Source organism: Actinoplanes campanulatus (genome assembly GCF_014647795.1).
In the GTDB taxonomy this organism is placed as follows: Bacteria; Actinomycetota; Actinomycetes; order Mycobacteriales; family Micromonosporaceae; genus Actinoplanes; species Actinoplanes campanulatus.
Genome location: NZ_BMPW01000003.1, coordinates 21,695 through 42,943 on the forward strand (window position 1 = coordinate 21,695; position 21,249 = coordinate 42,943).

18 protein-coding genes are annotated in these 21,249 nt (G+C 70.9%); 5 read left to right on the plus strand and 13 right to left on the minus strand.

Going from position 1 to position 21,249, the window contains the following annotated elements:
• Positions 1-10: 10 nt before the first annotated feature.
• Positions 11-1,549 carry an amidohydrolase gene (locus IEZ13_RS07070; protein WP_183218925.1) on the minus strand — a complete coding sequence of 513 codons (1,539 nt, stop codon included), beginning with the start codon at positions 1,547-1,549 and terminating at the stop codon, positions 11-13.
• 5 nt (positions 1,550-1,554) lie between these two features.
• The gene (gene kdd / locus IEZ13_RS07075) at positions 1,555-2,565 is read right to left on the minus strand and encodes an L-erythro-3,5-diaminohexanoate dehydrogenase (RefSeq protein WP_183218926.1); all 1,011 of its coding nucleotides are present in this window, start codon (positions 2,563-2,565) and stop codon (positions 1,555-1,557) included.
• A gap of 115 nt (positions 2,566-2,680) precedes the next feature.
• Here kdd and IEZ13_RS07080 point away from each other — a divergent pair, with 115 nt between their 5' ends.
• Positions 2,681-4,054: a KamA family radical SAM protein gene (locus tag IEZ13_RS07080; protein WP_183218927.1), complete on the plus strand. Its 1,374-nt coding sequence runs from the start codon at positions 2,681-2,683 to the stop codon at positions 4,052-4,054.
• A gap of 114 nt (positions 4,055-4,168) precedes the next feature.
• Here the strand turns inward: IEZ13_RS07080 and IEZ13_RS07085 are convergent, their stop codons facing one another.
• The 4 genes from IEZ13_RS07085 to IEZ13_RS07100 form a co-directional block, all read right to left on the minus strand.
• The gene (locus IEZ13_RS07085) at positions 4,169-5,554 is read right to left on the minus strand and encodes a transposase (RefSeq protein ID WP_183218928.1); all 1,386 of its coding nucleotides are present in this window, start codon (positions 5,552-5,554) and stop codon (positions 4,169-4,171) included.
• Between the two features lie 158 nt (positions 5,555-5,712).
• Complete coding sequence (locus tag IEZ13_RS07090; protein ID WP_183218929.1) at positions 5,713-5,904, minus strand: CsbD family protein; 192 nt, start codon at positions 5,902-5,904, stop codon at positions 5,713-5,715.
• 76 nt (positions 5,905-5,980) lie between these two features.
• Positions 5,981-9,922, minus strand: coding sequence for a CHAT domain-containing protein (locus IEZ13_RS07095; protein ID WP_183218930.1), 3,942 nt, complete (start codon positions 9,920-9,922; stop codon positions 5,981-5,983).
• 47 nt (positions 9,923-9,969) lie between these two features.
• A complete protein-coding gene (locus tag IEZ13_RS07100) occupies positions 9,970-10,839 on the minus strand; it encodes a helix-turn-helix domain-containing protein (RefSeq protein WP_183218931.1) in 870 nt (289 codons plus the stop codon).
• A 148-nt stretch (positions 10,840-10,987) separates the two neighbouring features.
• Here IEZ13_RS07100 and IEZ13_RS07105 point away from each other — a divergent pair, with 148 nt between their 5' ends.
• Entirely contained in the window at positions 10,988-11,191 is a 204-nt protein-coding gene (locus IEZ13_RS07105) for a DUF397 domain-containing protein (protein WP_183218932.1), read from the plus strand.
• A gap of 196 nt (positions 11,192-11,387) precedes the next feature.
• Here IEZ13_RS07105 and IEZ13_RS07110 read toward each other — a convergent pair whose 3' ends face one another.
• A complete protein-coding gene (locus IEZ13_RS07110) occupies positions 11,388-11,957 on the minus strand; it encodes a maleylpyruvate isomerase N-terminal domain-containing protein (RefSeq protein WP_183218933.1) in 570 nt (189 codons plus the stop codon).
• 94 nt (positions 11,958-12,051) lie between these two features.
• Between IEZ13_RS07110 and IEZ13_RS07115 the strand changes: the two genes are divergently transcribed.
• On the plus strand, positions 12,052-14,940 hold the full coding sequence (locus tag IEZ13_RS07115) for a PEP/pyruvate-binding domain-containing protein (RefSeq protein ID WP_229794522.1): 2,889 nt from the start codon (positions 12,052-12,054) through the stop codon (positions 14,938-14,940).
• Positions 14,941-14,953: 13 nt separating this feature from the next.
• On the plus strand, positions 14,954-15,565 hold the full coding sequence (locus IEZ13_RS07120) for a TetR/AcrR family transcriptional regulator (RefSeq protein WP_183218934.1): 612 nt from the start codon (positions 14,954-14,956) through the stop codon (positions 15,563-15,565).
• Between the two features lie 373 nt (positions 15,566-15,938).
• Here IEZ13_RS07120 and IEZ13_RS07125 read toward each other — a convergent pair whose 3' ends face one another.
• Positions 15,939-16,289, minus strand: coding sequence for a group I truncated hemoglobin (locus IEZ13_RS07125; protein WP_183218935.1), 351 nt, complete (start codon positions 16,287-16,289; stop codon positions 15,939-15,941).
• Positions 16,290-16,377: 88 nt separating this feature from the next.
• Between IEZ13_RS07125 and IEZ13_RS07130 the strand changes: the two genes are divergently transcribed.
• Positions 16,378-17,583, plus strand: a complete 1,206-nt coding sequence (locus IEZ13_RS07130; RefSeq protein ID WP_183218936.1) for a pyridoxal phosphate-dependent aminotransferase — start codon at positions 16,378-16,380, stop codon at positions 17,581-17,583.
• Positions 17,584-17,590: 7 nt separating this feature from the next.
• Here IEZ13_RS07130 and IEZ13_RS07135 read toward each other — a convergent pair whose 3' ends face one another.
• The 5 genes from IEZ13_RS07135 to IEZ13_RS07155 all read right to left on the minus strand — a co-directional run bounded on the left by IEZ13_RS07135 (position 17,591) and on the right by IEZ13_RS07155 (position 21,240).
• Positions 17,591-18,046, minus strand: a complete 456-nt coding sequence (locus tag IEZ13_RS07135; protein WP_183218937.1) for an Lrp/AsnC family transcriptional regulator — start codon at positions 18,044-18,046, stop codon at positions 17,591-17,593.
• Between the two features lie 31 nt (positions 18,047-18,077).
• Positions 18,078-18,389, minus strand: coding sequence for a hypothetical protein (locus IEZ13_RS07140; protein WP_183218938.1), 312 nt, complete (start codon positions 18,387-18,389; stop codon positions 18,078-18,080).
• Between the two features lie 172 nt (positions 18,390-18,561).
• A complete protein-coding gene (locus tag IEZ13_RS07145) occupies positions 18,562-19,704 on the minus strand; it encodes an acyl-CoA dehydrogenase family protein (RefSeq protein WP_183218939.1) in 1,143 nt (380 codons plus the stop codon).
• 20 nt (positions 19,705-19,724) lie between these two features.
• On the minus strand, positions 19,725-20,411 hold the full coding sequence (locus IEZ13_RS07150) for a response regulator (RefSeq protein WP_183218940.1): 687 nt from the start codon (positions 20,409-20,411) through the stop codon (positions 19,725-19,727).
• Positions 20,412-20,436: 25 nt separating this feature from the next.
• On the minus strand, positions 20,437-21,240 hold the full coding sequence (locus IEZ13_RS07155; protein WP_183219337.1) for a sensor histidine kinase: 804 nt from the start codon (positions 21,238-21,240) through the stop codon (positions 20,437-20,439).
• Positions 21,241-21,249 lie beyond the last annotated feature (9 nt).

Sequence of the window (21,249 nt, forward strand, 5' to 3'; positions counted from 1 at the left end):
ACGCCTCCTGTTACCTCTCGAAAATCGTGTCGCCGTGCAGCACCGTGCGACGGCAGAGCGGACGGGCCGGTTCGGCGCCGTCGACGTCCGGCAGCAGGGCCGGGAGGCCGTCGGCCAGCCCGGCCGGGGTCTCCCAGGCCGCGAACGTCGCCGTCGCGCCCGGCTTGAGCACGCCCGCGTTCTGCACGGCGGCGGCCCGCCAGCCGCCCGCGCTGCTCGCCGCGAACGCCGACCGGACGCTCATCCGGAACCTCGGGTTCCGCGGGGCCGCGGCGGCCAGCACCACGGCCCACGGGTCGAGGGCCGTCACCGGCGAGTCCGAGCCGAACGCCAGCGCCACCCCGGTCGCGTGCATCGCCCCGATCGGGTTGCTGGCCAGCGCCCGGTCGGCGCCGAGGCGCTGCGCGTACATCCGGTCCGGGCCGCCCCACAGCGCGTCGAAGACCGGCTGGACCGACGCGATCACGCCGAACTCGACCATCCGGGCGATCATCGCCTTGTCGATCAGCTCGACGTGCTCCACCCGGTGGTGCCCCTCGCGCACCCTGTCGACGCCGACGCTCTTCGCGGCGATCGCGAAACCCTCCAGAACCGTCTCGATGGCGGCGTCGCCGATCGCGTGGAAACCGCCCTGGAAACCGATCCGGATGCAGTCCAGCAGATGCTCGGCGGCCTGCTCGGCGGTCAGGAACGCCTCGCCGCAGCCGTGGTCGCCGTCGTGGTACGGCGACCGCACCGACGCCGTCCGGGAACCGAGCGCGCCGTCCGCGTACAGGTCGCCGGCAGCGCCGTGCGCGCCCAGCTCCCGCGCCCGCTCGGCGCCGCCCAGCTCGCCCCAGTAGCCGAACACCTGCGGCAGGCCCTGCCCGGAGAGCGCGAGCACCGACGCGAAGTCCGCCTCGCTGGACGTCCCCGGGCCACCGCACTCGTGCACCGCCGCGATGCCCATCGACGCGGCCCGGGCCAGCGCGGTGCGCTGCGCCGCGGCCCGCTGCTCCGGTGTCAGCGAGCCGAGCGCCACGGCCCGCACCGCGTGGTGCGCGGCCTCCCGCACCCAGCCGGACTCGTGGTAGCCGTGCACCCCGGCCGCGACCGGCAGCAGCGACGACGAGGCGAGCGCCGAATGCACCGACGCCTGCGACAGGTAGACCTTGCGGCCGTCGGCGGCGCGGTCCAGCTGCTCCGCGGTCGGCGGCGTCTGGTCGCTCCAGGTCGACTCGTCCCAGCCGTGCCCGTGCACCACCCCACCGGCCGGGCGGGTCGCCGCGAACGCCGCCACCTTCTCCAGCAGCTCGCCCGGCGACCGCACCACCGACAGGTCCAGGCCGTCGAAAGCCAGACCGGTGTCGGTGGCGTGCAGGTGCGCGTCCACGAACGCCGGGGTGACCAGCGCGCCGTCCAGGTCGACGGTGACGTCGGCGGCCGGCGCGTCACCCGAGTCGCCCAGCCAGGCGATCGTGCCGCCCCGGGTGACCATGGCGGTGGCGCGGGGTTCCGCGGCCGAGTAGAAGCGGCCGTTGACGTAGCGAACCGAGGGTGTGTCAGTCATGCGCGTCAGTCTGCCGCGATCCGTGCCTCGAAGAGGGCGCGCACCGCGGGAACCTGGCGCAGCAGGTCCACCGCGAAATCGGCGTGACCCGGCACGAAACCGTTCCCGACCAGCATCGTCACGTCCGCGGCCAGGCCCTCGGCGCCCAGCGCGGCGGCCGGGAAGCTGGTCGCCATGGAGAAGAAGATCACGGTCCCGCCGGCCGCGGTGGCCAGGATCGCGCCGTGCTCACAGCCGGGCACGTCGACGCAGACCACGGTGACGTCGGCGGGTTCCCCGACCGCCTCGCTCACCGCGACCGGGTCCCGGGCGTCGGCGATCGCGATCTCGTCGGCGAGTCCGGCTTCGCGCAGCGCGTCCCGCTCGGCCTCGTTCAGAACCACGGCTTTGGTACGGGCGCCCGCGCGCCTCGCGGCGGCAAGGGTGAGGGATCCGCTCTTGCCGGCGCCGCCGAGCACCGCCACGGTGGCCGCCCTGTTCGCCCGGACCACCCGGTCGGTCAGCGCCGGGGCGCCGCACACGTCGTAGACGGCGAGCGCCAGCTCGGGCGCCAGGTCGTCGGGCAGCACCCCGACCACGGAACGGCCGAACAGGATCGCCGTGCCCTCGGCCGGCACCTGCTCGCTCAGCCCGTCCCACCCGGCCAGCCCGTCGGTGATCCGCAGCGGGGTCAGGGTCAGCGACACCAGCGTGGCGACACGGTCACCCGGCTTGACCGCCAGCGGCGACTCCGGGCCGACCTCGTCGACCACGCCGATCAGCATGCCGCCCGACCCGGTCACCGGGTTGTGCATCTTGCCCCGCGTCCCGACGATCTCCAGCACCTCGGCGCGAACGGCGGCTCCGTCGCCCGCGTGCTTCTGGGCGAGCTGCCGGTAGCTGGCGGCGTCCAGGTTGAGCCGCTGGACCCGGATGCGCACCTCGTCCGGCGCGATCCGCGGGTCCGCGTCCAGCTTCCACGCGGCCTGCGGCAGCACGCCGGCCGGCTCGATGACCCGCCGCAACCCGATGCTCATGCTCCCCATGCCTCTCTCACGTCAAAAACACTGTCATATCGCGGCCCTACCGTAAATCCTTCGCGTACCCGCTTTCTAGACCGGAGATTCTCCAGTACGTTGATCAGCAGTCCAAATGTCGGGAGGGATTGGCGTGGCAGAGACCGTGGCGGGACAGCCGTACGAGTACCAACGGCGTGAGCTGGTCGAGCCGGACTGGACCCGGTTCCCCGGCTGGCGCGACGTGACCGCCGCCCAGTGGCAGTCCGCCCAGTGGCAGCGGGTCAACTGCGTCAAGAACATCAAGCAACTGCGGGCCGTGCTCGGCGATCTCGTCGACGAGTCGTTCTACGCCGACCTGGAAGACGACCATCAGCGCCTGGCGACCATGTCGATGCTGCTGCCGCCGCAGATGCTCAACACCATGGTCCCGGACCGGGCGCCGGACACCGCGTCGTTCTACGCCGACCCGGTCCGGCGGTACATGCTGCCCGTCGCCACCGACCGGCACCTCGACTGGCCGTCACACCCGCACGCCACCCGTGACTCCCTGCACGAGCACGACATGTGGGTCGCCGAGGGGCTCACCCACCGCTATCCGACCAAGGTGCTGGCCGAGCTGCTGTCCACCTGCCCGCAGTACTGCGGGCACTGCACCCGGATGGACCTGGTCGGCAACAGCACCCCCACCGTCGACAAGCTGCGGCTGACGCTCAAGCCGGTCGACCGGTACACGCTGCACCTCGACTACCTCAAGGCCCACCCCGGGGTCCGCGACGTGGTGGTGTCCGGCGGCGACGTGGCCAACGTCCCGTGGAAGCAGCTCGAGGCGTACCTCATGGGGCTGCTGTCGGTGCCGACCGTGCGCGACATCCGGCTGGCCACCAAGGCGCTCATGGGGCTGCCGCAGCACTGGCTCCAGGACGACGTGGTCGAGGGCATGCACCGGGTCGCCGTGACGGCCGAGCGGCGCGGCGTCAACCTGGCCGTGCACACCCACGTCAACCACGTGAACTCGCTGACGCCGCTGGTCGCGCGCGCCGTGCGTACGCTGCTCGAAGTCGGCGTGCGTGACGTGCGCAACCAGGGTGTGCTGATGCGGGGTGTCAATGCCACCGTGGGTGACCTGCTCGACCTCTGCTTCGCGCTCCAGGGCGAGGCCGGGATCCTGCCGTACTACTTCTACATGTGCGACATGATCCCCAACGCGGAGCACTGGCGGGTGCCGGTGTGGCACGCCCAGCAGCTCCAGCACGACCTGATGGGCTACCTGCCGGGCTACGCGACCCCGCGGATCGTCTGCGACGTGCCGTTCGTGGGCAAGCGCTGGGTGCACATGATCGCCGACTACGACCGCGAGCACGGCATCTCCTACTGGACGAAGAACTACCGCACCTCGATCGAGGCCGACGACAGCGAGGCCCTCTCCAAGCTGTACGCCTACTACGACCCGATCGACACGCTGCCCGAGTCGGGCCAGGACTGGTGGCGCAAGCAGCAGCAGGCATGAGAAAAGGGAGGCACCTCGGTGCCTCCCTTTTCCTCTCGTGTTTTGACCGTTCTGGGGGCAGGGTGGTCTGGCGGTGTGGTGTGGGTGTGTTCGTGGTGGTGTGGGTGAGGGCGGTCATTTGCCCTTGTGGATGGCGTTCTTGCGGATGACTGGGTAGCGGGTTCGGCGTTTTCGGCGTCTTCCGGCGGGGCGTCCGGGTCCGGGGTGTCCGGGTTTCGCGTGGTCTGGTGGGTGCCAGGCGTTGTGCAGAGCGGGCGAAACCTGTCGGCGGGTCTGGCCGGGGGTCGGGGTTGTGGTGGTGGCGGGTTCCCAGGGCAGCCGGTGGTGGGTCAGGTGGGTGCGGGCCAGGAATAGGTGCAGGTAGGCGTAGGCGTGCAGGCGTAGCCAGGTGGTCAGGGTGTCGGGCTGTTGGGGGTGGAAGTCGCCGGCGTGGGCGGTGGTCTTCAGGTAGCGGAAGTAATGCTCGATGTCGTAGCGGGCCAGGTAGGTCATGACGAGGGTGAGCAGGTCGTGGCGGGTGCCGGAGTACCAGAGGGCGAGGCCGCCGGCGCGGCGGCTGGGGCGTAGGTGCTGGACCCGGGCGAGCAGGACGGTGCCCTCGACGATTGGCAGGGTGGACTGGCCGGTGAATCCGCGGCTGGCGCGGGTGAGTTTCGGGTGGACGTGGTGCCAGGCCCGGACGGTGACCGTGCCGTAGATGCCGACCGGGCCGCTGACACCGGCGTCCGGGGGCAGGTCCGGTTCGCGCAAGGCCAGCTGGAACCCGTGCCGGCGGGGACGGCCGCCGAGCGGGTGAGCGGCCCGGCGTTCGGGTCTGGTCCACATGGTCTGCGAGGTCGCCAGCCTGACCAGGACATCCGCGGGAATCCCGCGCTCGCGCAGCAGGTAGGTGATCCGGGCCGCGGGGTAGCCGGAGTCCAGCAGGAACAGTGACCGGTCTGTCATGCGGGCGCCGTCGGCCGCGCAGACCCGGGCGATGTGGTCCACGGTGACCTCCACCAGGTCGTCGTCGGAGGCGACCCGGTCGGCCAGGACCGGCACGACCCAGGAGTCCGGGGTCAGGGTCAGCCGGACGACGTGCTGATACCGCCACCCGGTCTTGATCAGCGCCGTGCCGCGCGGGCCGCCCGGGGTGTACTGCGGCTGCCGATCCGGGCTGGTGGCTGCGTGCGGCCGGGGCCACGCGGTGGTGTCGACGGCGTACACCCGGGGCAGGCCGGACCGCGCGGCGATGCGGCACGCCGCCCGTAACGCCCGGGTGGTGTCGACCGTGCCGTCGCGTAACGCCCGGTACGCCGCAGCGTGCCCGGTCACGGTACCCAGCGACAGATGCGCCGGGCAGCCACACCGTCCCTGATCCGCGGCCAGCCCGTCGACCAGCGTGAACAACGTCCTCGACCGGGAGGTCAGGACTCCCTCGCACAGCTCCCGCCGCCAAGAATCCAACAAGATCCGGCCCAGCTCGCTGTCACCGGTACCGGTAGCCGTTACGCTCCTCATCGAGGACCCTGCCCATTGATGATCTTTGTGTGAGAACTCAGATCATGGACAGGGTCCTCCCCATTCCGCTAGGCCTCGACCACCACGAATCCCCCCGATGGTCAAAACACGAGGAAAAGGGAGGCACCTCGGTGCCTCCCTTTCCTTCTCTGTTCGCCCTAGCTGAGGGCGTCCCGGACGTCGCGGCCCGCGTCCTTGACATGCTCGCCGGCCTGCTTGGCCTTCGCCGCCGTCACCTGGGCCTCGCCCTCGGCGTAGAGGCGCTCGTTGTCGGTCGCCTCGCCGATGCCCTGCTTCGCCTTGCCGGCCATCTCCTCAGCCTTGTTCTTGGCCTTGTCGGCGATGCTCATCGTCAGCCTCCTTGATCGGTTGCCCTCCCCCGACCAATGCCCGACAAGACCCGCTTTGAAACGACCCGTCCTTCCCTCAGGAGGCGATCTCCGCCAGGAGGCCCCTGATCTCCCCTTCCAGCTCCACGGCACCGATCTCGATCGCGGCGGCAAGGCTCTTTCGCAGCAGCACCCGTGCGTTCTCCGGGTCGTCCCGCGCAACCATCCGCGCCAGCAAGGTCCCGATGTAGGCGACACCGCCCGAATGCCCGAAACGGTCGAAAGTCAGGAACGCTTTCGTCAGGCGGTCCCGGGCGGACCGAGGGTTCCCCCGTTTCAGGGCCATCCGCGCCACCGCCATATCGATGACGGCGATCCCCAGCGGATCATCGATGCTTTCCCGCATGGGCAACTCGATGTCCTGCCGGATCCGCATGGCCTCGTCCAGCTCGCCATGCTCATACAGAGTGTCCGCGATTTTGGACAAGGTATCCGCCGCGGCACGAACATCCCCGAGCCGGTCGAGAATCGGCATGCGGATCTCACGCCGAATCCGCAATGCCTCCTCCCACTCACCTCGTTGCTCGAGAATCTGAGCGATCTCCTCCCATGTCACGGCAGTCGAGTTCAGGTCCCCGATCCGCTGGTAGACCGGCAGTTCAACCTCCCGGCGGATCCGCAGAGCTTCCGTGTGATCACCGAGTTCGGACAGCACGTCCGCGATTCCGCTCCACACCAACGCGATCTCCCGGGTCTCGCCGAGTCCCTCGAGCACCGGCAACTGAACCTCCCGCCGGATCCGCAACGCCTCGTCGAACTCCGCGCGCTCCAGGAGGATGTCGGCGATCTTGCCCCAGATGATCGCGACCTCCCGGCTCTCTCCGAGACGCTCGGAAACCGGCAACTGAATTTCCCGCCGGATCCGCAACGCCTCGTCGAATTTGTTCTGCTGATAGAGGACATCAGCTATCCGGCCCCAGATCATGGCGATCTCCCGGGTCTCACCGAGGCGCTCGAAGACCGGCAACGCGACCTCACGCCGAATCCGCAACGCCTCGTCGAATTCCCTCTGCTGGAACAGGACGTCGGCAATTTCCGCCCAGGTGACCGCGATCTGCCGGGTCTCGCCGAGGCGTTCGTAAACCGGCAGCTCAACCTCACGCCGAATCCGCAACGCCTCGTTGTACTCCCCTCTCCGGTACCGGGAATCGGCGATGACACCCTGACTGATGGCGGCCTCATGCTCGGAGCCCGCGGTGGTGAAGAGCTGGAAGGCCTGTTGCGCTGAACGTTCCGCACGGTCCAGCTCACCACGGGCCAACAAACGGCGAGCCTGTTCAACGAGAACCCGGGCATCCTCGAGACGGTCCTCATCGGACGACGCCTCCTCGGCGCCGTCTCCATTCGCCGCCGCCCGCTCAAGCAATGCGTCGCCGATGTCGCCATGGCCGCCGGCCAGCGCCGCGTCGGCCACATGCCGCAGCAGCGACACGGGGACCGGCATCGCACACCGGTCCAGCAGCGCAACGGCTTCCTGTCCCAGGTCGAGGGCATCCGAGGCCCGGCCGGTTCGAAGCTCCACCACGCCGTAGGACGCATTGGCCGCAACGATCACCGGATCGTCAGCGAGCAGGCCGAGCCGGGTCAGCTGCAACGCCAGCACCGGATCCCGATAGCGGCGTCCAGCGACGCCGCCCCAGGCGCTGTGCAGCGGCGATGCCGCCACGGTCGCCGTTTCCGCCCGCTCCTTCTCGGTGAGCGGGGCGAGCCGGCCGGCGGTCAAGCTGTTGGCGGCGCTGGCGGGCTGATCGGGTCGATAGACGTCGGCGAAGACGTCGACCAATCCCAGCGCGCGAAGCCGGTCCGGGGCTCCACCGGTCCGGGACGCCAAGACCTCCAAGACCGGCTCCGGGATCGGAAGGTCGAACAGTGTGAGAGCCCGAACCAGGGCGATGTTGTCGGAACCGGCCAGGTCGATCAGGGAATCCAGGGCCAGGTTCTCCAGGAAGCCGCGGACCTCGGTGTCGGAGGGCAGGTCGCCCTGGGAGAGGTAGGACTCCATGCCGGCCACGACGTTCTCGGCGCGGGACTCGTCGACCTCGTCGCTGTAGACCAGGCGGAGGGCGATCAGGTCCTGGAGGCCCGGGTTGCCGTGGCTCACCTCCACCGCGCGGCGGGCCAGGTCCTTGCGGGAGGCGCGGAGATCGTCCGTGGTCAGGGCCTTCTGGCGGGTGGAGAGTTTGCGCTGGGAGGCCTCCGACAGCGGCTCCAACTGGATCGGTTCGAGGCGGGTCTCCAGGCCGTTCACGGCGAAGCGGAAGCGGCTCGTGAAGAGCAGACGGCTGTCGGTCTCATCCGGGTCGAAGGCACGCAGGATCGCGGCGATGACCGGGGCGTGGGCGGCGGAAATCCGGTGGTCGCCGGTGGGGTGGGCTTCGAGGATCTGCTCCAGGTCGTCGACGATCAGCAGCAGGGGGCGCTGGCCCGTGCCGGATTGGGCGCACGGGCCGCTGACCAGGTCGATCAGCAGCGCTTCCAGGGTTTCGGGACGGTCGCGGACCCCGGGGAGCCGGCGTTCGATCAGCTCGCGGGCGTCGCGGTTGGTGGTGACGGCGGCGGCGATCGCGTCGAGGACGCCCAAGGCCGTGTAGTCGCCGAAGACGACGGCCACGGCGCGGTCGTTGAGGCGGTCGGCGATGCGGGCGGCCAGGCTGGACTTGCCCAGGCGGCCCTGGCCGTGCAGCAGAACGCCGGCGCGGTCGGTGTCGCGCAGCGTCAGCAGGGAACGCCGCAACTCACGGCGGCGGCCCACGAACATGCCGGGGGCGGCCACCGGGACGTGCTGCTTCTTCTTGTCCAGGAACGTCTTCGTGCCGTGGTCGGCCGACACCAGGGTGCGTTTGCGCTTCCCGGCGACGACCGGGCCGCCGCCCGTGGGGCCGAGCCAGATGCGGGCCAGGTGCCAGTCAGCCCGTACCTCCGCATGGGTTTGGGCGAGAAGCGCGCGGCGCGCGTCGCCGACGGCGACCGCCAGATCGGCGCGGGCGCCCAGGCGGCGGTAGAGCTCCTCGGCGAACAGGGTGGCGGCCACGTCGGTGACCGAGCCGTCCCAGCCGATCACCGCGGGGATGCCGGCGGTGATCAGACCGGTGGACATCGAATGGGCGATCACCGCGGTCGCGTCGTCCGGCTCGAGGACCAGGTCGCGGCGACCCTCCCCGGCGGGCAGGTGGCCGCGGGCGTCGGCGCCGGTCGCGGTGAGGCAGGCGGAGACGAAGACCAGGCGGGGCAGGGTGGAGAAGAGACGGACCAGCTCCGGCGCCGAGGTGGGACGGCCGTCGCCGACCTCGTCCTCCATCATCAGCACCGGTACGCCGGGGGCGTCCGCACTCGCACGCCAGTTGTTGACGCCGTGGCAGGAGAGGTGGACCACCGGCATGCCGCCCAGGTCGGCCAGCCGGTGACCCAGCTGCTCGGGGTCGCCGGTGTCCTCGACGACCAGGTCGACGCGGGTGTCGCCGACCGCGTCCAGGATGGCCGTCTCCTCGGCCTCGAAATCCAGCTCGAACTGACCGCGGGGGGACGACGCCATGAACATCAGGCCCAGGCGGTGGTCGTCCAGGGCCGGTGGGGTCTCGGCGCGGCCCAGGCGGCGCACCACCTCGAAACGGATCAGCGCGTCCTCGGCCAGGAATCCGCCCTGTGGCCGGGCCAGTACCTCGAACGGCGCCCGCAACACGGCCCAGACCTGGTCGGGCGGGTCCTTCGGAGCGCGTACCTCGAAGGTGGCCGGCGCACGCACCTGGGTGAGCAGGTCGCTGAGCTGGGCCTGATCGCCGTCCAGCCACGCGTAGAGGTCGCGGCCCAGCGCGACGAAGGTCGCGTCGCCGGCGTGCGCGTGGACCGCCTGCACGTAGCGGTCGGCGAGAGCGCGCAGCAGCGCCCCGTCGTCGTCCGTGAGCCTCCGGCGCGGGCCGATCCGCCGGCCCTCGGCCAGGATCTCGAAACCCGCGTCGTCCAGCACCAGCCCGGTGACCATCGCTCAGCCCTCCATCGACGCCGTTCACCGGGTCCTGACGGACAGGATCAGGAACGCAGCGTCGCCTTCGCCGCGGTGAGCGCGCGGTGCAGGCTGTCGCCGGACGGGTCGGTGTCCAGCAGCTCGGTGGTGATCTCGCGGAAGGTGGCGGTGTCCTCCCGGTCGGTGAGCAGGAAATCGCTGGCCGGGGTCTCGATGAAGACCACGTCCAGGTCGTCGTCCTCGGTGAAGGTGAGCAGCTCGAACGTGCCGCCCAGACCCGGATGGACGCCGAGCCGCAACGGCAGGACCACGATCCGGATGCCGGGCCGCTTCGCCATCGCGGCCAGATGGTCGAGCTGGGCGGTCATCACGTCACCGCCGCCGACCGGGCGCAGCAGGACGGCCTCGTCGACGACCTGGCTGAGGCTCGGCGGGAAGTCGCCGTCGAGCCGCTGCCACAGCGACTCCTGCCGTTTGAGCCGGACGTCGACGATGTTGCGGACCTGGCGGTCGCGGGTGGGGCGGCGCAGCACCGAGGAAGTGACGGCCAGCGCGTACTCCGGGATCTGCAGCAGTGGTGGGATGAAGGTGGCCTGGTAGCCGTACAGGTGGGAGGCGTCGTGCTCGAAGGCGATGAAATTCGTGAAATCCTCGGCGAAGTGCTCGTCGCGCCACCACATCCGCTGCCGTGAGGTGACCGAGAGTCGCACCAGGCGGCGCAGCTCCTCCGCGTCGTCCACGCCGTAGTGCCGGGCCAGGGCCTCGACCTCCACCGGGCCGATGGTGACCTTGCCGTTCTCGATCCGGTTCAGCTTGGACAGTGACCAGTGCATGGCACGGGCGACGTCGGATGCGGAGCGGTCGTCACGCAGCGTGCGCAGGTCCTTGGACAGGAGGGCCCGGGCGATCGCCGGGCCGGGCGTCGGCCCACCCATGGCTCCTCCCCTCTGGACACCACGCTCCCACCTTAGACCAGGTGCAAAGTGCACGCAGAGTCAGAATTGTGGCAATTTGCGCTATAAGCTGCTCTTGGCGTGGGTCAAGGGGCTCATGCCCGGTCACGTTAGATGGGGTGAGTGGACCATGGACGGTCTTTCCGGTGCGCCGCGCTGGCGCAAGAGCTCGTACAGCAGCAGTGGAGCCTGTGTCGAGGTCGCGCCGATACCCGAGCGGATCCTGGTGCGGGACTCCAAGAATCCGGAGGGTGCGGTGCTGAGCTTCGACCGGGAATCGTTCGCCGCCTTCATCGCGGGCGTGGCAGGCGGGGAATTCGACCGCCCCCGTTGATCGGGCTCCGGCCGGATCGGCCCTTCCGGGCGGTCGATCCGGTCTCGCACGGCCGCGCCTTCCGCAGCGAGATCCCATGCCACGCCGAGCGCTCTCCCGGTACCGAACGGCCCGGCCCTTCTTTCCAGCGCCCGGGCAGGTCGGCCCTTCTTTCCAGCGCCCGGGCAGGTCGGCCCTTCTTTTCAGCGCCGGACGGTCAGCTCAGGGCCGCGCGCAGCTTCCAGGACGATGGTCGGCGTGGGCGGTCCGGCAGGTCCACGCGGCCGGTGCACCAGAGCAGCACCTGGGCCGGATCACCGGGCGGAGCCTCCGGGAAGAGGCGCGCGAGCACGCCGGCGCACATCGCCGGTGGCGGTGTCCAGTCGAGACCGAGGCCCTGGGCGATGTCCCACGTGTGCACCAGGGTCTCGTCGACGCCGAGGGCCGCGAACCCGGTCGTGTCGGTCGGCCCCCAATGCCAGGCGCGCGCGTCCGGCCCGGCGACACGGAGCGCCGCACTCAGCATGGCGCCGCACGCGACCACCACGCTCAAGACCTCACGGGCCACGGCCGCCGGCTTGACGACCAGGTCGAACGGCAGGTAGGCCGCGGGCTCCCGGCCGGAGATCTGACCCGCATACGCCGCCAGGTCGTGTGCCACATGGGCCGCCGTCTCGCGGCAGGTCCACTCCAGCGGGCCGGCCCGCACCTCCCAGTCACGCTCCTGAACCGGCCGCAGGACCCGCATCATCTCGGCCACCGCGTCGTCGACGTCCCTGTGATCCATGGCCGCCATCATGCCCCCCTTTTCCATTGCGATCGTATCGTGAACGCGGGTAAGGTCAATGGCAATACAGTCGTATCGCATCGGGGGGTCCGTCATGCTCGTCGTCCCGCTCTCCCAGGTTTCCGCCGCCGACATCGCGCTCGCCGGCGGCAAGGCGACCGGGCTCGGCGAGCTGATCCGGCTCGGCGAGCGGGTGCCCGACGGGTTCTGTGTCACCACTGAAGCCCACCGGCGCGGTGCGCTCCCCGAGACCGAGGTGCGCGCCGCCTACGAGGCGCTCGGCGGCGGTCCGGTGGCGGTCCGGTCCAGCGCGACGGCCGAGGACCTGGCCGGCGCGAGCTTCGCCGGCCAGCATCTCACCGTCCTCGACGTCACCGGGCCCGAGGCGGTGCTCGCCGCGATCGCCGAGTGCTGGGAGTCGCTGCACGGTGAGCGGGCGAGGGCCTACCGCGATGCCCGCGGCGTCGGGCACGACACCGTGCGGATGGCCGTCGTGGTGCAACGGATGGTCCAGGCGGAGACGGCCGGTGTCCTCTTCACGGCGAATCCGGTCACCGGCCGCCGCACCGAGATGATGGTGGAGTCCGCCGCCGGCCCGGGCACCTCGGTGGTCGACGGGTGCGGCCCGGTGAGCCGCCGGATCCTGGCCGACGGCGCCGCGATGCCGGAGCTGTGGGCCCTCGGCGAGCGGCTGCAGCGACACCGGGGTTCCCCGCAGGACGTCGAATGGGCGATCGATCCCGCCGGCACCCTGTGGGTCCTCCAGTCCCGGCCGATCACAACCCTCTTCCCCGCACCGCCGGCGAGTGACGATCCGCGCGTCTATGTGGAGTTCGGTCACGTGCAGGGCATGTTGCGGCCGGTCACCCCGATGGGGATGGCGACGCTGAAGGACGTGATCAGCGCGATGCTCGCCTCGCTCGGTGTCCGGGCGGAGATCGTGGACATCGGCGGCCGCCTCTACGGCGACCTCACCGACCTGGCCCGCCACCCGGCAACCCGTAACCGCCTGGTCAAGCTCATGGCGGTGGACTTCGGCCCGCGAGCCCAGGCAGCCATGGAACACGTGCTGACCGATCCCCGGTTCGCGCCCGTCAAGGGCGGTTCGACCCGGTCCGCAGGCTCCCCGGCCACCGCGTTCCGGGCACTCACCGGCATCATCCGCGCGCTCGCCCGCCCCGCCGCGGCCCGTGCCCGCGTGGCTGAGGCCGTGGCCCGCCTCGCCGGTGAGGACGGTGCGGTCCAGGAAGACGGTCACGTCAGGGCCGCCATAGCGAGTGGCGACGACAAATCGGGGTTGCCGACTTCAATCCATTCGCCGACTTCGCCAACGCCTTCGACCTCGTCGGCATCACCGGCCTCAACAGGGTCCCCGGCGTCAACAAAGTCCCCGGCCTCAACAAGGTCCCCCGGCTTCGTCAGGTCCCCGGCGTCATCGGCGTCCTCGGCCTCAACAGGGTCCCCGGCCTCAACAGGGTCTCCGGCTTCAACGAACTCATCCGGGGCATCGGATTCCGATGATCTGACCTGGCCGATCGTCGCCGGGATGCTCGCATCCGCGCTGCCTGGGCGGTTGCTCGACGGCGTCGTCACCGACGATGAGATCCACACGGTCCTCGGCGGGCTGCCGCACAACGTGACCATCGAGATGGACCTGGCGTTGTGGCGGCTCGCCGATGCCGCCCGCGATCACGCCGATCTGCTGCTCGGCACCCCACCTACGGACCTCGCCGGGCTCTACCTGAGCGGCGGGCTGCCAGACATCGGGCTGGGCGCCTTCCTGGACCGTTACGGTCATCGGGCCGCCGCGGAGGCTGATCTCGGTGTTCCACGCTGGTCCGAGGATCCGGCTCCGGTGTTCGCGGCGATCGCCAACTACCTGCGCCTGGCCGACCTGGATCAGGCACCCGATCGCCGTTTCGCGCGCGCTGCCGAGCGTGCCGAGGCCGCGCTCGCCGACCTGGCCGTCCGCGCTCGGCGACGCCGCCCGGTCCGTGGAGCGCTGGCGGTGTTCCTGTTACGGCGAGCACGCGAGTTGGCCGGTCTGCGGGAGTCCGGCAAGTTCGCCGGCCTGTACCGTCTTGCCGCCGACCGCCGTCGCCTCCTGGAGACCGGAGCGCGACTCGTCGCGGCAGGCCGCCTCGCCGAGCCCGCCGACATCATGTTCCTGACCCCCGGCGAAGCGGCAGCCGCAGCGCGGGCCGCGGCCGAATCGGTGCCGGACCCAGCGGGCCGGCACACCGGTTCCCCATCCGGTTCCCCGGGTGAGACGAGCCTGACGACCGACGCCGGCATCGCGGATCTACCGGCGGTCGTCGCCGCCCGAAAAGCCTGGTACCAGGCCGAGTGCCTGCGGCGACACGTGCCACCGGTTCTGCTGTCCGACGGCACGGATGTCGAGGCAGCGCTCGCCGCGAACCGACACTTTTCCGACAGAGAGCCGCCGTCCGGCCAGGAAGGCGACACGACCAAGGCCACGCTGACCAGGCAGGAAGGCGACACGACCAGGGCCACGCCAACCAGGCAGGAAGGCGACGCGGACAAGGGCACGCTGACCAACCCGGAACACGGATCAGACCGGAACGCGCCGCTCGAGCGGGAACACGGATCGGACGGGGGCACGCCGTTCGGGTGGGAGCGCGGATCGGACGGGGTGGCGGCTTTGGGCGTACTTCGTGGGGTTGGCGCCTCGGCAGGCAGGGTGACCGGCCGTGCCCGGATCATCCATGATCCGGGCACGGCCCGGGTCGAGCCTGGGGAGATCCTCGTGGTGGCTACCACCGATCCCGGGTGGACGCCACTGTTCCTCACCGCGGCCGCCCTGGTCACCGAGACGGGGGCGATCATGGCGCATGGGCCCACCGTCGCCCGGGAGTACGGGATGCCGGCTGTCATCAGCGTTCCCGGTGCGACCCGGCTGATCGCTGATGGGCAGGTGGTCACCGTGGACGGTGCGGCCGGGACCGTGACCACCGCGTTGTGACAGCATCGACGCCATGCCCAAGAAGGTCGACCGTCAGAAGCGCCGTACCCAGATCGCCGACGCGCTCATGCGGGTCGCCGCCGAGCAGGGCCTCGAAGCGGTCAGCCTGCGCCACGTCGCGGCCGAGGCGGGCGTCTCCGCCGGGATGGTTCAGCACTACTTCCGCACCAAGGACGAGATGATGACCTTCGCGCTGGATGTGGTTCGGGAGCGTAACCAGATACGGGTTACCGACGCCGTCACCCATCTGGGCACCGCGCCGTCGCCGCGTGACCTGCTGCAAACGATCATCGGGACGCTGCTTCCCCTGGACGAGGTGACCCGTGCCGACGGGCGGGTCACCTTGGCGTTCCTGGCGTATACGGCCGTGCGACCACCGGCGTCCGCGGCCCTGCGCGAGGAGACCGAGCAGATGGTCGGCTTCATCGCCGGGCTGCTGCCGTGCCCCGATCCCGAGAACGCGGCGGCCGGACTGCTCGCCCTCATGGAGGGGCTGGGCGTCTACCTGCTGGGCGGGCAGTACACGCCGGAGCAGGCGCGCGGGATCCTCGACACCCACCTGGACCGCCTCTTCGCCGCGGCGCCCGAGCACACCGGCGGGATCGTGAGCGCCCGACCAGCGTGACCGGAAGCCGGCCGGCGAGCCCGTCGCCCCGGCCGGACCGGCACCAGACGAGCCGGTGACGACCAGCTCGGCCCGCCCCCGCGCACCGCGAGCAGCGGCAGGCGCGGCGACGACTGGCCGGACCCGCCCACACACCGATCACCGCGACCGGCGGCAGGCACGGCGGCGACGACTGCCCGGGCCTGCCCGGGCACCGATCTCCGCCCGGCGGGGGCGGCACAGGCTGGAGCGGGCAGCGAGATCGCGTCGACCGGACGGGACGGTCGTGATGAGGCGGGGCGAGGTCACGCGTACCGGAAAAAGAGCCGGAAGTGGAACGCGGACCTCGACCACGAAGGTTTTCAGGACGCTGCCGTGAGGTGTGGGGTCCGGGTCAGCCGACGACGTCGTCGGCGACGGAGGTGAGGACGCCGCGGACCGCTGCTAGGACCTCGTCGTCGACGCCCTGGCCGGCCAGGACGCCGAGCAGGTAGGCGCCGACCAGGTCGTAGTCCGCCGGGGTGATGCCCAGGCCGAAGTGCGCGCCGCGCAGATCGCGCCCGCTGTAGTCCTGTGGACCGCCGAGCACCTGGCTGAGCAGCGCGACCATGTGTTCCTTGAGGCGCGGCACGTCGGTCGCGGCGAAATAGCCGGACAGGCGGTGGTCGCCGAGAATCACCCGATAGAGCGCGTCGACGGCGGCCGTGACCGCCGGTCCCTCACCGATCCGTGTGTATAGGTCCACACCGAGAAGATAGAGCACCGGCGATGAAACGTCCGCCCGCCGCGGATTGGACCGCGACACTGCCGCCGTCGAGTGGGAGAGTTACCTGGTGAAACAGGCGCAGAGGCTCAAGGCCGTCCGGTACGACATCCGCGGCCCGGTGCTGCGCCGAGCCCAGGAGCTGGAGGACGCCGGGCACCAGATCCTCAAGCTGAACCTGGGCAATCCGGCGCCGTGGGGCCTGGCCACGCCGGACCCGATCGTCGCCGACGTGGTGCACAATCTCGCCGCCGCGCAGGGGTACAGCGACGCCCGCGGCATCTATTCGGCGCGGGTCGCGGTGGCGCAGTACTACCAGACCCAGGGTGTCACCTCCGTGCAGCCGGAGGATGTGATGCTCGGCAACGGCGTCTCCGAGCTGATCGTGATGGCGTTGCAGGCGCTGCTGGACACCGGTGACGAGGTGCTGGTGCCGAGCCCCGACTACCCGCTGTGGACCGGTGCGGTCTCGCTGTGCGGGGGCCGGGCGGTGCACTACCGCTGTGACGAGAGCGCCGGCTGGCAGCCCGATCTGGAGCATCTGGCGTCGCGGATCACGCCCGCCACCCGGGCCATGGTGATCATCAACCCGAACAACCCGACCGGCGCCGTCTATTCGCGCGAGGTCCTCGAGGGGATGCTCGACCTGGCCCGGCGGCACGGGCTGCTGGTGTTCACCGACGAGATCTACGACCGCATCGTGTACGACGGCGCGCTGCACCACACGGCCGCCGCCTTGGCGCCGGACGTGCCGATGATCAGCATGGGCGGGTTGTCGAAGACGTACCGGGCGGCCGGTTTCCGTTCCGGCTGGCTGGCGATCAGCGGTTTCAGCGGCCGGGACACCGACTACCTGGAGGGCCTGCAACTGCTGGCCAACATGCGGTTGTGCCCGAACGTGCCGGCGCAGCACGCGATCCAGACGGCGCTCGGCGGCTACCAGAGCATCAACGCGCTGATCCGTCCCGGCGGCCGCCTCTACGAGCAGCGCAACCACGCCTGGGAGCGGCTGGTCGCGATCCCCGGCGTCGACTGTGTCAAGCCGGAGGGCGCGCTCTACCTGTTCGCCCGCCTCGACCCGGCGGTCCACAAGATCTACGACGACGAGCGGATGATCATCGACCTGCTGGAGGAGCAGCACCTGCTGCTCTCGCACGGCACCGGCTTCAACATCGACACGCCGGACCACCTGCGCGTGGTCTTCCTGGCCCCGGTCGACGTGCTGGACGACGCGATCAGCCGGCTCGGCACATTCCTGGCCGACTACCGTCAGTGAGCGGACCTCAGCTCTCGGGGGCGGCGATCCGGGGTGGCCGGTTCTCGTACGGCGTGGACAGCACCACCGTCGTACGGGTGGTGACGTTCGCCGCCGTGCGGATGTCCTGCAACAGCCGCTCCAGGTCGGCCGGGCTCTTCACCCGCACCAGGAGCAGATAGAAGTCCTCACCCGCGACCGAGTAGCAGGAGTCGATCTCGGCGAGGTGGGCGAGCCGGTCGGGAGCGTCGTCAGGCTGTGACGGGTCGAACGGGCGGATCGCGACGAACGCCGTGAGGGGCAGGTCGAGCGCCTCGTACGAGACCCGGGCGGTGTAGCCGTTGATGACGCCGCGCTGCTCGAGCCGGCGGACACGCTGGTGCACGGCGGAGACGCTGAGGCCCACCCGCTCGGCCAGGTCGGTGTACGACAACCTGCCGTCCGCGGTCAGTGCCGACACGATCGCCTGGTCGATCTCTTCCACGGCGCCACATTACTGGTCGGTGAACAATCGGTCAGCAGGTGCCCGTGATGTCCAGCGGGTGGTCGGCCCGCAGGATGTCCTCCGGGTCCTCGGTGCCGGCCGGTGTCGGCGCCGAGGTGGCGGCGCCCGGCCGCAGCAGGCCCTTGCGGGAGGCGGCACAGTCCATCCACGCCATGTACGACAGCGTGTCCCCGGTCCACATGCCTTTGTCGGCCTTGCGCAGATTCTCGCTACGCGGGAACTCCCACTGAATCTCGTTGGCCGGATCATGGTCGACGATCATCCGATGGTCCAGCCGGCCGGCGATCATGGCGTCCCGGACGTCGTTCAGCGCGGCCTTCACCTCGGCCGCGCTGAACCCGGTGACCGCCTTCGCGGCCGGCAGCGTGATGCCGCCCGCGCCCTTCGGGTAGGACTCGGCGGGCGTGCCCTCGAACGGCCACCGAGCACACCCAGGCCGAGGGCCGCGCCGACACCGTCACGCCGGTCCATAGCCGTGGATGCTATGCCTCCGTTCAGCCTCCGGTCATCGACCGAGCGATCACCATCCGCTGAATCTGGTTGGTTCCCTCGACGATCTGCAGCACCTTCGCCTCCCGGAACCAGCGCTCGACCGGGTGCTCGGCGGAGTAGCCGTACCCTCCGAGGATCTGGACCGCGTCGGTGGTGACCCGCATGGCCATGTCGGTGGCGAACAGTTTCGCCTTCGCCGCCTCGATCGAGAACGGGCGGCCGGCGTCCTTGAGGCGGGCCGCGGACAGCAGCAGGGCCCGCGCCGCGGAGACCTGGGTGGCCATGTCGGCGAGCATGAAGCCGAGGCCCTGGAACGAGGCGATCGCCTTACCGAACTGCTCGCGCTCCTTCGCGTACCCGGTCGCGTAGTCGACGGCGGCCTGGGCGAGCCCGACCGCGCAGGCCGCGATGCCGAGCCGGCCGGCGTCGAGCGCCTTCATGGCGATGGCGAAGCCCTCGTTCTCGGCGCCGACCAGGCGGTCGCGCGGGACGCGGGCGCCCTCCAGCACGATCTGGGCGGGCGCGGACGAGCGCAGGCCCATCAGCCGTTCCGTCGCCTGCGGCAGCAGACCGGGGGTGGTGGCGTCGGCGAGCAGGCAGGAGATGCCGCGGGCGCCGGGGCCGCCGGTGCGGCAGAAGATGTTGTAGAAGTCGGCCCGGCCACCATGGGTGATCCAGGCTTTCGTGCCGGTCACGACATAGTCGTCGCCGTCGGCGACCGCGCGGGTGGCCAGGGCCGCGGCGTCGCTTCCGCCCTGCGGTTCGGAGAGGGCGTACGCGCCGAGCAGCTCCCCGCCGAGCATGTCCGGCAGCATCTTGCGCTGATCCGGGGTGCCGAAGGCGGCGACCGGGAAGCATGACAGGGTGTGCACGCTGACCGCCTCGGCGATGCCCAGCCACGTGCCGGCCAGGATCTCGAGGACCTGCAGGTACACCTCGTAGGGCTGGCCGGCCCCGCCGTCGGCCTCGGGATAGGGCAGGCCGAGCAGGCCGGATCGGCCCAGGGTGCGCAGCACGTCTCGGGGGAACTCGCCGCGCGCCTCGAAGTCGTCGACCTTGCCGGCGAGCTCGCGGGTGGCGAGTTCGGCGGTCAGGTCGAGCAGGTCGTGCGCTTCAGGGGTGGGAAGCATGCGATCCACGGTCATGGCCTCAGCTTAACGAGCGTTCAACCGGATGGTGTGACGAGTCCCGTCTCGTACGCCAGAACCACCGCCTGGGCACGGTCCCGCAGCTCCAGTTTCGCGAAGATCCGGGCGACGTGGGTCTTCACCGTCGCCTCGCTGAGCGTCAGCGTCTCGGCCAGCTCGGTGTTGGACAGGCCCCGGCCCAGCAGGGTGAGCACCTCCAGCTCACGCGGGGTGAGATGGGCCAGGTCACGGTGCACCGCCGGAGGCTGCTCCCCGACCGCGAACCGCTCCACCAGCCGCCGGGTGATCGACGGGGCGAGCAGGGCGTCGCCGGTGCCGACCAGGCGCACCGCCGCCGCCAGGTGGTCGGCCGTCACGTCCTTGAGCAGGAAGCCGCTGGCTCCCGCCGCCAGGGCGGTGTAGACGTAACGGTCCAGGTCGAAGGTGGTCAGCATGAGAATGCGGCAGCGCGGGTTGCGGGCCAGGATGCGGCGGGTGGCCTCGATCCCGTCCACCCCGGGCATCCGGATGTCCATCAGGACGACATCCGGCTCGAGGCGGCGCTCGGCATCGACGGCGGCGGCGCCGTCGGCCGCCTCACCCACCACCTCGATGCCGCGGGCGGTGAGGATCATCCGGAACCCGGTCCGGATCAGCTCCTGATCGTCGACGATGAGCACACGTGGCACCCGCTCCCCGCCCGGCGTCTCCGCAACGGCACTCATGAGGCTCCCAAGGTCGGCGGGGTGGTCATGACGCGTCCAGCGGGAGGCGGGCGCGAACCCGGTAGCCGCCGCCGAGACGGCGCCGGGCGTCGAGGTCGCCGCCGTAGACGGCGACCCGCTCGCGGAGGCCGGCGAGACCACGGCCCGCGCCGTCGCCGCCGCGGCCCGGTGGTGGGCCGCCGGTCAGCACGCTCGGGCCGGTGGTGAGCACCTCGACCCGCAGGGCATGCTCCGCATAACGGATGGTGACCTCGGCCTTTCCGCCGGCGCCGTGCTTCAGGGCATTCGTCAGCGCCTCCTGGACGATCCGGTACGCCGTCACGTCGATGCCGGTCGGCAGCGGGCACGGCTCGCCCGACACCCGGACGTCGACCGGCAGGCCGGCGAACGCGATCCGGTCCACCAGCGGGGTGAGCCGGGCCAGGCTGGGCTGCGGCGCGAGATCCTCCGGCTCGGTCTCGTCGGACCCGTCCGGCGTGGGCGCCAGCAGGCCCAGCAGGTGACGCAACTCGGTCATCGTGTCGCGCCCGGCCCGCTCGACCGCGGCCAGCGCCGACGCGGCCTCCTCCGGCATGCTCGCCAGCACCTCCCGCGCCGCGCCCGCCTGCACGATCATGACGCTGACGTTGTGGCTGACGATGTCGTGCAGCTCCCGCGCGATCCGCGCCCGCTCCGCACCGACCGCCGCCAGGGCCGCCGCCTCCCGCTCGCGCTCCAGCAGCCAGCCCCTCTCCCCCAGCGCCCGCTCGTGCCGCTGCCGGGCCCGGCGCAGCGCGAACCCGAGCGCCGCGGCGGCCAGACAGGCCACCACGAGTGCCACGACCAGCATCAGCGTCCT